Source organism: Stutzerimonas tarimensis, from assembly GCF_042648805.1.
GTDB classification, from domain to species: domain Bacteria; phylum Pseudomonadota; class Gammaproteobacteria; order Pseudomonadales; family Pseudomonadaceae; genus Azomonas; species Azomonas tarimensis.
This window is the reverse complement of sequence record NZ_JBHRXZ010000022.1, coordinates 60,398-72,232: the sequence shown is the minus strand read 5'-3', so window position 1 is coordinate 72,232 and position 11,835 is coordinate 60,398. Positions and strand designations below refer to the sequence as shown.

The following is an 11,835-nucleotide window of genomic DNA, read 5'->3' as shown; positions in this document are numbered from 1 at the left end:
AAAGGAAGGGCGGATGATACTCTCGGCGCGCCTCGCGCGACGCCTTGTTTTCACATTAGGACAGATGGCAGCCAAGTGCCATGCTGCTTTCAGAGCCGCCGCTGGTCGGTTTCCTGCAGGCGAAGCAGGTAGCGGCTGCCGCCGAGCTGGCGCATCTGCTGGGAGATCCAGCTGGCGCGACGGTTGATGTAGTCGCTGGGGCGGCTGGCGCTCCAGACCCGCGGATTAGGCAGCACCGCGGCCAGCAGCGCGGCCTGGCGGTTGGACAGGTAGGGCGCGCCGACCCCGAAGTGATGCTGCGCGGCGGCCTCGGCGCCAAAGATGCCCGGGCCCCACTCGACGCTGTTCAGGTACACCTCGAGAATCCGCTGTTTGGGCCAGAGACCTTCGATCAGGAGTGTGAACCAGGCCTCGAAGCCCTTGCGCAGCCAGCTGCGGCCCGACCAGAGAAAGAGGTTCTTGGCCACCTGCTGGCTCAGGGTGCTGCCACCACGCAACGAGCCGCCGCCAACGTTGTGCGCCATGGCCGCACGAATCGCCGCCAGGTCGAAGCCCCAGTGCTCGGCGAAATGCTGGTCCTCGGCCGCGATCACCGCCATCTTCAGGTCGTCCGGCAACTCCTCCCAGGGGCGCCAGGTGCGCTGCAGATCGATCGCCTGGCCGCTGGTCCAGGATTCGATCTTGCGCTCCACCATCAGTGCGGTGAAGGGCGGTGGTACCCAGCGCAGCAGCAGCACCAGCAGCATCGAGAGCGCCACCAGCAGGAGCAGGACCTTGGCCAGGCGAAACAGCAGGGATCGGAACATGTCGTCGGCGCAGCGGTGAAAGCGCGCAGTATATACAGCGCGGCGGCGAGGCTGGGTACACTGCAATCCCCCAGCCGCTTCAGGATCCCCATGGCTCGCGTCTTTCTCATGCTCGCGGCGCTGTCCGGCCTTACCGGCGTCGGCCTTGGCGCCTTCGCTGCCCACGGCCTGCGTGGCCGGCTCACCCCGGCCTATCTGGAGGTGTTCCAGACCGGCGTCCATTACCAGCAGATTCACGCCCTGGCCTTGCTGGGCGCGGGACTGCTCGCGCTCAGGCTGCAGAGTCGCCTCCTGCTCGCTGCGGGCGCCCTGTTCGGCCTCGGCATCCTGTTGTTCTCTGGCAGCCTCTACCTGCTGACCCTGAGCGGCCTCGGTCGGCTGGGCATGATCACACCCATCGGCGGCGTCTGCCTGATGGCCGGCTGGCTCCTGCTCGGGATGGCGGCGCTGCGCCTGCGCCCTACGCCATGACCGGCGGCTTGGTCGGGGCCCGGGTTCGGCGCTAGAATGCCCGGCCCAGCCAGCCGATGACCCTGCCCATGCACATCCAGTTGAACGGCGAACCCTGTGAACTGCCTGCCGGCCAGAGCCTGGCCGACCTGATCGAGCGCCTGCAGCTGGGCGGCCGCCGTGTTGCGGTGGAGCTCAACCTGGAAATCGTACCGCGCAGCCAGTTCGCCAGCACCGCGCTCACCGAGGGCGATCGGGTCGAAGTGGTCCATGCCATCGGTGGCGGCTAGCGCCGACCCTTCGACCGCCCGATCCGCCCGTCTCGACCCTGAGGAACCGCCCATGAGCTCTGCCCCGATCGACAAGCCGTTCACCCTGGCCGGCCGCACCTACCAGTCGCGCCTGCTGGTGGGCACCGGCAAGTACAAGGACATGGACGAGACCCGTGCGGCCATCGAAGCCTCCGGCGCGGAGATCGTCACCGTGGCCGTGCGCCGCACCAACATCGGCCAGAACCCTGGCGAGCCGAACCTGCTCGAGGTGATCAGCCCGGATCGCTACACCATCCTGCCGAACACTGCTGGTTGCTACACCGCCGAGGAAGCGGTGCGCACCTGCCGCCTGGCCCGTGAGCTGCTCGACGGCCACAAGCTGGTGAAGCTGGAAGTGCTGGCCGACCAGAAGACCCTGTTCCCTAACGTCATCGAGACCATCAAGGCCGCCGAGGTGCTGGTCAGTGAAGGTTTCGAGGTCATGGTCTACACCAGCGACGACCCGATCATTGCCCGCCAGCTGGCCGAGATCGGCTGCATCGCGGTGATGCCCCTGGCCGGCCTGATCGGCACTGGGCTCGGCATCTGCAATCCCTACAACCTGCGCATCATCCTCGAGGAGTCGACGGTGCCGGTGCTGGTGGATGCCGGGGTCGGTACCGCCTCCGACGCCACCATCGCCATGGAACTGGGCTGCGAGGCGGTGCTGATGAACAGTGCCATCGCCCATGCCGGGCAGCCGGTGCTGATGGCCCAGGCCATGAAGCACGCCATCGAGGCCGGTCGCCTGGCCTACCTGGCCGGACGCATGCCGAAAAGACTCTACGCCAGCGCTTCTTCGCCGCTGGATGGGCTGATCCGTTAGAGCCGAGAGGAGCGCGGTGGCTCGAGGCAGGACGAAAGGGCCCGCCTCCAGGCGCGGCGCTTGAGCTGCAATTGATCTGAATACGGCCTGTCGGGGCAATCTGCCCCATGGCCAGCTGCCATTTCTCTGACCGTGAAACACATGACCGACATCCTGGATTCCGCCGAAAACGTCGTCCCGCGCATGCGCACCATCAAGAGCTTCGTCATGCGCGCCGGGCGTGTGACCGAGGGCCAGCAGCGCGGGCTCGAGGTGGGCTGGCCAGGGTACGGGCTGGAGCTGGCCGACGGGCTGCGCGATTTCGACCAGGTGTTTGGTCGCAGCGCCCCGCGGACCTTCGAGATCGGTTTCGGCATGGGCCATTCCACCCTGGAAATGGCGGCCGCCGCCCCGGAGCAGGACTTCATCGGCGTGGAAGTCCACAAGCCTGGGGTCGGTGCGCTGCTCAATGGTGCGCTGCACCAGGAGCTGAGCAACCTGCGGGTGTACAGCTGCGACGCCCTGGACGTGCTGCGCCAGTGCGTGCCGGATGCCGGCCTCGACCGGGTACTGCTGTTCTTCCCCGATCCCTGGCACAAGAGCCGGCATCACAAGCGGCGCATCGTCCAACCGGCCTTCGCCGAACTGGTCCGGCAGAAGCTGAAGGTCGGCGGGGTGCTGCACATGGCTACCGACTGGGAGCCCTATGCCGAGCACATGCTGGAGGTGATGAGCGCCGCGCCGGGCTACCGCAACCTGGCCGAGGATGGGCGCTTCGTGCCGCGTCCCGACGAACGGCCGGTGACCAAGTTCGAGCGCCGCGGCGAGCGCCTGGGCCACGGTGTCTGGGACCTCAAGTTCGCTCGCCTGGACTGATCCAGCAAGTTGCTCGAGCGGCGGCAGTTGCCACCTTGCACTGGCCAACGAAGGGCGGGAACACTAGGCTGAAGGCACGGAAACATTTTGCAAGGAGCCGTCAATGAACGTCCGCGTTCAGGAGCCGATCCGTTCCGAGGGTCACGTCCCGAGCTACTACGCCGCCACCGCCAACCGTCCGCTCGACTGCCCACGCCTCGAAGGTGATCTGCGCGCCGACGTGTGCATCATCGGCGGCGGCTTCACCGGGTTGAACACTGCCATCGAATTGGCCGAGCGTGGCTTTTCCGTGGTGCTGCTGGAGGCGCGGCGGATCGGCTGGGGCGCCAGTGGGCGCAACGGCGGGCAGCTCATTCGCGGCGTGGGGCACGACGTGGAGCGCTTCGAACCGGTGATCGGCGAGAGCGGCGTCACCGAGCTCAAGCGTATGGGCATCGCCGCCGTGGATATCGTCCGCCAGCGCGTCGAGCGCTACGCGATCGACTGCGACCTGACCTGGGGCTATTGCGACCTGGCCACCAAGCCCCGTCACCTAAAGGCCTTCGAGGAGGATTATGCCGACCTCATGCGCCTGGGCTATCCGCACCGGGTGCGCCGGGTGTCGAGGGCCAACCTGGGTGAGGTGATCAACTCCCCACGCTACCTGGGCGGTCTGCTCGACATGGGCTCGGGCCACCTGCATCCGCTCAACCTGGCACTCGGCGAAGCGGCGGCGGCGCAGTCGCTGGGGGTGCGATTGTTCGAGAACTCGGCGGTCGAGCGCATCGAGTACGGCGCCGAAGTCCGTGTGTCGACAGCGCAGGGTACGGTCCGCGCCGATAATCTGGTGCTGGCCTGCAACGCCTACCTCAACGGCCTGCAGCCGACCCTGTCTGGCAAGGTGCTCCCGGCGGGCAGCTACATCATTGCCACCGAGCGCATGCCCGAAGGGCTTTGCCGCGACCTCCTGCCGGGCAACGCGGCGGTCTGTGACCAGCGCGTCGCGCTGGATTATTTCCGGCTCTCGGCCGATGGCCGACTGCTGTTCGGCGGCGCCTGCCATTATTCGGGGCGCGATCCCAAGGACATCCGCCGTTACATGCAACCAAAAATGCTCAAGGTGTTTCCCCAACTGGCCGGCATCGGCATCGAATACCAGTGGGGAGGCATGATCGGCATCGGTGCCAACCGGCTTCCGCAGATCGGCCGACTCCCCGACCAGCCCAACGTCTACTTCGCCCAGGCCTATGCCGGGCATGGGCTGAACGCCACGCACCTGGCCGGGCGCCTGCTGGCTGAGGCAATCGCTGGCCAGCAATCCGGCGGCTTCGACCTGTTCGCCTGCATCCCCCACGCGTCCTTCCCCGGTGGGGCCCGACTTCGTTCGCCCTTGCTGGCCCTGGGCATGCTCTGGCATCGTCTGCTGGATCTACGATGAGACTGCAGCCGGTATTTGCTGTCAGACTGAAAGACCCCCTCAGAACCAGGAGCCTTCGTGGTCATCCGCCTGCTGTTCCTGGCGTTCCTGTTGCTGGCCGGTTGCGTCAGCCAGCCCTACGAGGCGACACCTTCCCATAGCCTGCCGGCTGGCCATTCCACGCTTGGCCAGCACATCGCCCGGCTGGCCGAATCGCATCCGCAGGATCATTCCGGCTTTCGCCTGCTGGCCTCCAGCACCGATGCCTTCAACGCGCGTGGCGAGATGATTCGGGCCGCCGAGGTGAGCCTCGACATTCAGTACTACATCGTCGATGACGGCCTGACCACCCGAGGCCTGGTGGCGGACTTGCTCGATGCGGCGGACCGCGGTGTACGGGTGCGCATCCTGCTGGACGACACCGCCAGCGATGGCGTCGATCGCGCCCTGGCCACCCTGGCCGCGCATCCCAACATCGAGATTCGGGTATTCAACCCGATCTACCGCGGCCGTGGCACCCTGGTGACGCGTCTGTTCGGCCGCGCCGCAAACTTCTCGCGGCAGCATCGACGCATGCACAACAAGCTGATGCTGGCCGATAGCAACCTGGCCATCGTGGGCGGCCGCAACCTGGGCGATGTGTATTTCGATGCTGATCAGGTCTGGAACTTCATGGACATGGACCTGCTCGGCGCCGGCCCGATCGCGGCGCGCCTCGGCGGCAGTTTCGACGAGTACTGGAACCACCGTCTCAGCGTGCCGATTCAGCGTTTTCTGCGCCACCCCCCACTGGGCGAGGACCTGCGCGAGGCTCGCGATGGCATCGTGCGCTACTTCGCCAGAGCGCGGGTCTCCGACCGCGACCACTATGAGCGGTTGATGGCCTACCGTTACGAGGACGGGTTTCTCGAGTGGCTCGAGGAGATGACCTGGGCGCCCGGCGAGGCCTACTGGGACAGCCCGGACAAGATTCTTGCCCAAGGCCTGCCGCCGCCGGAGTTATTGCTGGTCACCGAACTGCTGCCCGTGCTGGAGCAGACCCGCGACGAGCTGGTTCTGATTTCCGGCTACTTCGTGCCCACCGCAGACGGGGTTCAGCTGATTCGAACCCAGGTCGAACGTGGCATCCAGGTCGCCATCATGACCAACGCTCTGGAGGCCACCGACGTCCCTCTCGTTCATGGCGGCTACGCACCCTATCGGCACGAATTGCTGGAAATGGGCGTGCGCCTGTTCGAGCTGCGCCGTCAACCCGGCCAGGAGCCCTCGTTCAGCTACAGCGGGGATTCCGAATCCAGCCTGCACAGCAAGGCGGCCATTATCGACGGCGAGCGGGTCTTCATTGGTTCGCTGAATTTCGATCCGCGTTCGGTGTGGTGGAACACCGAGGTCGGAATCCTGGTGGACAGTCCTGAACTGGCGCGGGAAGTGCATCGGCTGTCGCTCGAAGGCATGGCGCCGGCGGTCAGCTACGAGGTTCGGCTGCGCGAGCAAGACGGCGCGCAGCGGCTGGTCTGGGTTGCCGAGGACGACGGCGAGGTCGTCCTGCTGGAGCGCGAGCCCGGGGGGCTATGGCGCCATGTCAATGCCTGGATGGCCCGCATCCTGGGTCTGGAAAACCTACTTTGAGCAATGAATAACGCATGCAACTGAACGCCGATTTCTCCTTTCCCGCCCGGGTCGACAGCGCCTTCGTGGCTTGGCAGCCGACCCCTTACCCCGGCATCTCGCGGCTGACTTTCGATCGGCTCGGTGACCAAGTGGTGCGGGCCACCAGCCTGGTGCGCTTCGACCCCGACAGCACCTTCGGCGCCCACGAGCATGGCGGCGGTGAGGAAATCTTCGTGCTGGGGGGCGTGTTCAGCGACGAGCAGGGCGACTATCCGGCCGGCAGCTACCTGCGTTTTCCTCCCGGCAGCCGTCATCAGCCGTTCTCCCGCAAGGGCTGCGTGCTCTTCGTCAAGACCTGGCAATTCGCCCCGGACGACCGCGACAGCCTCGTCCTCGACACCCGCCGGCAACACTGGCGCCCGGGGCTGGTGGAGGGCCTGAGCATCCTCCCGCTGCACCAGCATGGCGAAGAGCATACCGCCCTGGTGCGTTGGCAACCCGGCACCCGCTTCAACCCCCACGGTCATCCGGGTGGGGAGGAGATCTATGTCATCGATGGCGTCTTCAGCGACGAAACCGGCCACCACCCCGCCGGAACCTGGCTACGCAACCCCCGGGACAGCTGGCACACCCCCTACAGCCTCGAAGGCGCGCTGATCCTGGTGAAGACCGGACATCTGGCGAGAGCCAATTGCTGGGATGCATGGCAGGCCCGCGCGACTGCGAGGTAATTGCTGAAAGCTCACCCGGGCAGGACATCATCGGCAGTGCGACTGGCCTGACACCCATTCTGTGAACCCTCCCTCACGGCTGGCCTTGCGGCCTTGTCCCTTTCGCCATGCGGTTCCATTGTTTCTGCGAGAGATTTCGGGGGCGAGGCCGGAACCCAAGTGCCCAGGGTTAGCAATCACCTGAGAGAAATCATTAACCTCAGGTTAACGATCAGCCCCTGCCCTTGATTGATGGACCCCTCCGGCCTCTCTACCTTCAGCTCCACGACAGCGGAAACTCGTGGAGAAACCATGACAACAAGAATATCCCCCCCGCCGCAGTGGTCGCGTCGTCGCAGCGAAAAGCAGCGGCGACTCGAGCAGGTGCGCAAGCTGGCCGACGGTGTGGTGCTGCCCACCGAGCGGATCGTCGAGGCCCTGGAGGCCCTCATCGCCCCTGGTGACCGAGTGGTGATGGAAGGCAACAACCAGAAGCAGGCGGATTTCCTCTCCCGCTCGCTGGCCAAGGCCGATCCGGGCAAGCTCAACGGCCTGCACATGATCATGCCCAGTGTCAGCCGCAGCGAGCATCTCGATCTGTTCGAGCGCGGCATCGCCCGCAAGCTGGACTTCTCCTTCGCCGGCCCGCAGAGCCTGCGCATCGGCCAGTTGCTGGAAGACGGCCTGCTGGAAGTCGGCGCCATCCACACCTATATCGAACTCTACTCGCGCCTCTTGGTGGACCTGATCCCCAACGTGGCGCTGGTGGCCGGCTTCAAGGCCGACCGCGAGGGCAATCTCTATACCGGGCCGAGCACCGAGGACACGCCGGCGCTGGTGGAAGCGGCGGCCTTCTCCGACGGCATCGTCATCGCCCAGGTCAACGAGATCGTCGACGATCCCCGCGACCTGCCGCGGGTGGATATCCCTGCGTCCTGGATCGACTTCGTGGTGGTGGCCGACAAGCCGTTCTATATCGAGCCGCTGTTCACCCGCGACCCGCGCCACATCAAGCCAGTGCACGTGCTGATGGCGATGATGGCGATCCGCGGCATCTATGAAAAACACAACGTGCAGTCGCTCAACCACGGCATCGGCTTCAACACCGCCGCCATCGAGCTGATCCTGCCCACCTACGGCGAACGCCTGGGGCTCAAGGGCAAGATCTGCCGCAACTGGACGCTGAACCCGCACCCGACCCTGATTCCGGCCATCGAGACCGGCTGGGTGGAAAGCGTCCATTGCTTCGGCACCGAGCTGGGCATGGAGAACTATGTGGCGGCGCGTCCGGACGTGTTCTTCACCGGCCGTGACGGCTCGCTGCGCTCCAACCGCATGATGTGCCAGCTGGCCGGCCAGTACGCGGTGGACCTGTTCATCGGCGCCACCTTGCAGGTCGATGGCGATGGCCATTCGTCCACCGTGACCCGTGGCCGCCTGGCCGGCTTTGGCGGCGCGCCGAACATGGGCCACGACCCTCGCGGCCGCCGTCATCCGACCCCGGCCTGGCTCGACATGGCCACCCCCGGCGGTGAAGGTCCGGTGACCTTGCTCGAGCGCGGCAAGAAGCTCGTGGTGCAGATGGTCGAGACCTTCCAGGAGGGCGGCAAACCCACCTTCGTCGACCGCCTCGACGCGGTGGACGTGGCGAAGAAGGCCGGCATGCCGCTGGCGCCGATCATGATCTACGGCGACGACGTCACCCACCTGCTCACCGAGGAAGGCATCGCCTACCTGTACAAGGCCCGCTCGCTGGAAGAGCGCCAAGCGATGATCGCCGCCGTGGCGGGCGTCACCAGCATCGGCCTGCGCCACGATCCTTCAGTGACTGAGCGCATGCGCCGCGAAGGACTGATTGCCCTGCCCGAAGACCTCGGCGTGCGACGCCAGGACGCCACCCGGGAGATGCTCGCCGCCAAGAGCATCGCCGAGCTGGTGGAGTGGTCCGGCGGTCTCTACAACCCGCCCGCGAAATTCAGGAGTTGGTGACATGCGCGCATTCCTCGAACAACAACCGCGCCCCGAACTCGCCGATGCGCTGGCCGACCTGGCCGTCGCCGCGCTGATCGACGAGGCCGAGCTCTCACCCAAGCCGGCACTGGTGGACCGTCGTGGCAACGGCGCACACAGCGACCTGTCGCTGGAGCTGATGCGCGTCTCGGCCTGGTCCCTGTGGCCGGCCTTCCGCGCCATGGCCGTCGCTGGAGAGACCCATGGCAAGGCCGATCAGCCCCTGCGCGAAGCCATCGGCCAGGCCGGCCGGGACGGCGAGGCCGGCATGATGGCCGTCACCGCTGGGGTGAATACCCATCGCGGCGCCATCTGGGCACTGGGATTGCTGACCACCGCCGCGGCACTGGCCCCGGAGGCGAACAGCGCCGAACTCGCCGGGGTCGCTGCCGGACTGGCCCGCCTGCCGGATCGCCTGGCGCCCGCGCAGCCAACCAGCCACGGCGAGGGTGTACGCCAACGCTACGGCGTCGGTGGTGCCCGGGCGGAAGCGGAGAGCGGCTTTCCCGCCGTCATCGAGCGCGGCCTGCCGCAACTGCGCACCAGTCGCAACGCCGGCGCCGGGGAAACCCACGCCCGCCTCGATGCCCTGCTGGCGATCATGGCCGGTCTGGACGACACCTGCGTGCTGCATCGCGCCGGCCCCGACGGGCTGGCCTGCATGCAGCAGGGCTCGGCGGCGGTGCTCTCGGCTGGCGGCAGTGCCAGCCTGGCCGGTCGCCGCGCCCTGAAAGCGCTGGAGCACGACCTGTTGGCGCTCAACGCCTCGCCCGGTGGCGCAGCCGATCTGCTCGCCGCGACCCTTTTCCTCGACCGCCTGGACCACGTGCGCCAGGCGCAGATTGGGAGCCTTTGATATGGAAACCCTGTCCTTTAGATTTCCCGCCGGCCAGGCGCCGAGGCTGCGTGCCCAGGTGGGCTGCGTCGGCTCCGGTGACCTGGAAGTGCTGGCCGAGCCGGGCGAGAGCGGCATCCTGAACATCCAGGTGGTGACCTCGGTGAACGGCAGCGGCGAGCGCTGGAAGGCACTGTTCGAGCGCATGTTCGCCGGGGCCAATCCGCCCGCGCTGAACGTCGATATCCATGATTTTGGCGCCACCCCGGGTGTGGTGCGCCTGCGCCTGGAACAGGCGCTGGAGGAGGTGGCCGATGTCTGATCTGAACGCACTGCTCAACAGCTGCAGCTTCACCGAACTGGGCGCCCGCCAGCGCGCCGCGGCACTGCTCGATCCGGGCTCGATGCGCGAACTGCTGGACCCCTTCGAGCGGGTCAAGTCGCCCTGGCTGGAAGCGCAGGGCATTGTCGCTCAGGCCGATGACGGCGTAGTCATCGCCAAGGGCCAGATGGCCGGCCGGCCGGTGGTGGTGGCCGCCATCGAGGGTAACTTCCAGGGCGGCAGCATGGGCGAAGTGGGTGGCGCCAAGATCGCCGGCGCTCTGGAGCTGGCCGCCGAGGACAACCGCAACGGCATTCCCACCGCTGCCGTGCTGCTCTTGGAAACAGGCGGTGTGCGCCTGCAGGAGGCCAATCTGGGCCTGGCGGCCATCGCCGAGATCCAGGCCGGCATCGTCGAGCTGCGCCAGTACCAGCCGGTGATCGCGGTGATCGCCGGTCCCGTGGGTTGCTTCGGCGGCATGTCCATCGCCGCTGGGCTGTGCAGTCACATTCTGCTGACTCGCGAGGCGCGCCTGGGCCTGAACGGCCCGCAGGTGATCGAGCAGGAGGCCGGCATTGAGGAATACGACTCGCGCAACCGGCCGTTCATCTGGAGCCTGACCGGCGGCGAGCAGCGCCATGCCTGCGGGCTGGCCGACGGCTACCTGGCCGATGACGCCGACGCCATCCGCGAGCAGGTGCTGGCCGTGTTCGAGGCGCCTGGCGAGGGGCTGCCACGCAGCCGCCAGCACGGGCGATTCCTGCAGCTGCTGGCACGGGTCGATACCGCGCAACAGGCCGACGCCGAAGGCGTGCGTGCCTTCTACAAAGGAGAACAGGCATGAGCACTTCGACTTCCGGGCGCGGGCTGAGCTGGCTCAAGGCGCTGACCGACAACGCCGACGAACGTCCCGGCTACCCCGCCTCGGTGCGAGTGGTGGATGCTGAACTGGGCGGCGCGCCGGCGCGCTACCTGGCGGTGGTACCCGACGCCGAAAACCCCTTTCCCCGCGCCCGCCACGGCGAGGTGGGCCTACTCGAAGGCTGGAGCCTGGCCCGTGCAGTGGACGAGTTGATCGAGGCCGACCGCGACTTGCGCGACAAGCGCGACAAGCGCGCCATCGTCGCCGTGGTGGATGTGCCCAGCCAGGCCTATGGCCGCCGTGAGGAAGCCTATGGCATCCACCAGGCCCTGGCCGGCGCGGTGGACAGCTACGCCCGCGCCCGGCTCGCTGGCCATCCGGTGATCGCCCTGCTGGTGGGCAAGGCCATGTCCGGCGCCTTTCTCGCCCACGGCTACCAGGCCCAGCGGATCATCGCCCTGCGCGACCCCGGGGTGATGGTTCACGCCATGGGCAAGGAGTCTGCCGCGCGCGTCACCCTGCGCAGCGTCGAGGAGCTGGAAGCCTTTGCCGCCAAGGTGCCGCCGATGGCCTACGACATCGACAACTACGCCTCCCTGGGCCTGCTCTGGGAAAGCCTGGCGGTGGACAACATCGAGCAGCCCGGCGCCGTCGACCTGGCCCCGGTGCGTGATTGCCTGGTACAGGCGCTGACGGATATACGAGAGAACACCAATGACCTGTCCGGGCGACTTGGCGGGGTCAACCGCGCCGCCTCGCGGCGGGTGAGGGAGCGCCTGCGCGCCCAGTGGTAGCCCCGTCGTCAGGGACGACAGCCAGCCGACAACAACAAGCACGAGGA

At 67.0% G+C, this 11,835-nt stretch carries 13 protein-coding genes; 12 read left to right on the top strand and 1 reads right to left on the bottom strand.

From position 1 onward, the window contains the following. Positions 1-89: 89 nt before the first annotated feature. Positions 90-806 carry a monofunctional biosynthetic peptidoglycan transglycosylase gene (mtgA, locus tag ACFOMF_RS09470; protein WP_386364164.1) on the bottom strand — a complete coding sequence of 239 codons (717 nt, stop codon included), beginning with the start codon at positions 804-806 and terminating at the stop codon, positions 90-92. Positions 807-896: 90 nt separating this feature from the next. Between mtgA and ACFOMF_RS09465 the strand changes: the two genes are divergently transcribed. From ACFOMF_RS09465 to mdcE, 12 genes are all read left to right on the top strand, one after another. Beyond that, positions 897-1,277 (top strand): DUF423 domain-containing protein, encoded by a 381-nt coding sequence (locus tag ACFOMF_RS09465; RefSeq protein WP_386364162.1) that lies wholly within the window; start codon positions 897-899, stop codon positions 1,275-1,277. Positions 1,278-1,345: 68 nt separating this feature from the next. Further along, positions 1,346-1,546 (top strand): sulfur carrier protein ThiS, encoded by a 201-nt coding sequence (gene thiS / locus ACFOMF_RS09460; RefSeq protein WP_386365775.1) that lies wholly within the window; start codon positions 1,346-1,348, stop codon positions 1,544-1,546. A 52-nt stretch (positions 1,547-1,598) separates the two neighbouring features. Then, complete coding sequence (locus tag ACFOMF_RS09455; protein ID WP_386364160.1) at positions 1,599-2,393, top strand: thiazole synthase; 795 nt, start codon at positions 1,599-1,601, stop codon at positions 2,391-2,393. 141 nt (positions 2,394-2,534) lie between these two features. Continuing rightward, positions 2,535-3,248, top strand: coding sequence for a tRNA (guanosine(46)-N7)-methyltransferase TrmB (gene trmB, locus ACFOMF_RS09450; protein ID WP_386364158.1), 714 nt, complete (start codon positions 2,535-2,537; stop codon positions 3,246-3,248). Positions 3,249-3,351: 103 nt separating this feature from the next. Then, positions 3,352-4,665, top strand: a complete 1,314-nt coding sequence (locus ACFOMF_RS09445) for an NAD(P)/FAD-dependent oxidoreductase (protein ID WP_386364157.1) — start codon at positions 3,352-3,354, stop codon at positions 4,663-4,665. Positions 4,666-4,722: 57 nt separating this feature from the next. Then, positions 4,723-6,273: a phospholipase D family protein gene (locus tag ACFOMF_RS09440; RefSeq protein ID WP_386364154.1), complete on the top strand. Its 1,551-nt coding sequence runs from the start codon at positions 4,723-4,725 to the stop codon at positions 6,271-6,273. Between the two features lie 14 nt (positions 6,274-6,287). After that, complete coding sequence (locus ACFOMF_RS09435; RefSeq protein WP_386364152.1) at positions 6,288-6,986, top strand: cupin domain-containing protein; 699 nt, start codon at positions 6,288-6,290, stop codon at positions 6,984-6,986. A gap of 291 nt (positions 6,987-7,277) precedes the next feature. Further along, positions 7,278-8,954, top strand: a complete 1,677-nt coding sequence (mdcA, locus tag ACFOMF_RS09430; RefSeq protein ID WP_386364150.1) for a malonate decarboxylase subunit alpha — start codon at positions 7,278-7,280, stop codon at positions 8,952-8,954. A gap of 1 nt (position 8,955) precedes the next feature. After that, positions 8,956-9,831, top strand: a complete 876-nt coding sequence (locus ACFOMF_RS09425; RefSeq protein WP_386364149.1) for a triphosphoribosyl-dephospho-CoA synthase — start codon at positions 8,956-8,958, stop codon at positions 9,829-9,831. Position 9,832: 1 nt separating this feature from the next. Further along, on the top strand, positions 9,833-10,132 hold the full coding sequence (locus tag ACFOMF_RS09420) for a malonate decarboxylase subunit delta (RefSeq protein WP_386364147.1): 300 nt from the start codon (positions 9,833-9,835) through the stop codon (positions 10,130-10,132). Beyond that, positions 10,125-10,976, top strand: coding sequence for a biotin-independent malonate decarboxylase subunit beta (locus tag ACFOMF_RS09415; RefSeq protein ID WP_386364145.1), 852 nt, complete (start codon positions 10,125-10,127; stop codon positions 10,974-10,976). Before ACFOMF_RS09420 ends, ACFOMF_RS09415 begins: the two co-directional genes overlap by 8 nt. Beyond that, a complete protein-coding gene (mdcE, locus tag ACFOMF_RS09410) occupies positions 10,973-11,788 on the top strand; it encodes a biotin-independent malonate decarboxylase subunit gamma (RefSeq protein WP_386364144.1) in 816 nt (271 codons plus the stop codon). Before ACFOMF_RS09415 ends, mdcE begins: the two co-directional genes overlap by 4 nt. The last annotated feature ends 47 nt before the right edge of the window (positions 11,789-11,835 follow it).

What these genes read in the sequence shown, in the direction of transcription:
- mdcA (WP_386364150.1), top strand. Translation starts at nt 7,278, where the DNA reads ATGACAACAAGAATATCCCCCCCGCCGCAGTGGTCGCGTCGTCGCAGC.
- mtgA (WP_386364164.1), bottom strand. Translation starts at nt 806, where the DNA reads ATGTTCCGATCCCTGCTGTTTCGCCTGGCCAAGGTCCTGCTCCTGCTG.
- ACFOMF_RS09435 (WP_386364152.1), top strand. Translation starts at nt 6,288, where the DNA reads ATGCAACTGAACGCCGATTTCTCCTTTCCCGCCCGGGTCGACAGCGCC.
- ACFOMF_RS09465 (WP_386364162.1), top strand. Translation starts at nt 897, where the DNA reads ATGGCTCGCGTCTTTCTCATGCTCGCGGCGCTGTCCGGCCTTACCGGC.
- ACFOMF_RS09425 (WP_386364149.1), top strand. Translation starts at nt 8,956, where the DNA reads ATGCGCGCATTCCTCGAACAACAACCGCGCCCCGAACTCGCCGATGCG.
- ACFOMF_RS09420 (WP_386364147.1), top strand. Translation starts at nt 9,833, where the DNA reads ATGGAAACCCTGTCCTTTAGATTTCCCGCCGGCCAGGCGCCGAGGCTG.
- ACFOMF_RS09415 (WP_386364145.1), top strand. Translation starts at nt 10,125, where the DNA reads ATGTCTGATCTGAACGCACTGCTCAACAGCTGCAGCTTCACCGAACTG.
- mdcE (WP_386364144.1), top strand. Translation starts at nt 10,973, where the DNA reads ATGAGCACTTCGACTTCCGGGCGCGGGCTGAGCTGGCTCAAGGCGCTG.
- ACFOMF_RS09445 (WP_386364157.1), top strand. Translation starts at nt 3,352, where the DNA reads ATGAACGTCCGCGTTCAGGAGCCGATCCGTTCCGAGGGTCACGTCCCG.
- thiS (WP_386365775.1), top strand. Translation starts at nt 1,346, where the DNA reads ATGCACATCCAGTTGAACGGCGAACCCTGTGAACTGCCTGCCGGCCAG.
- trmB (WP_386364158.1), top strand. Translation starts at nt 2,535, where the DNA reads ATGACCGACATCCTGGATTCCGCCGAAAACGTCGTCCCGCGCATGCGC.
- ACFOMF_RS09455 (WP_386364160.1), top strand. Translation starts at nt 1,599, where the DNA reads ATGAGCTCTGCCCCGATCGACAAGCCGTTCACCCTGGCCGGCCGCACC.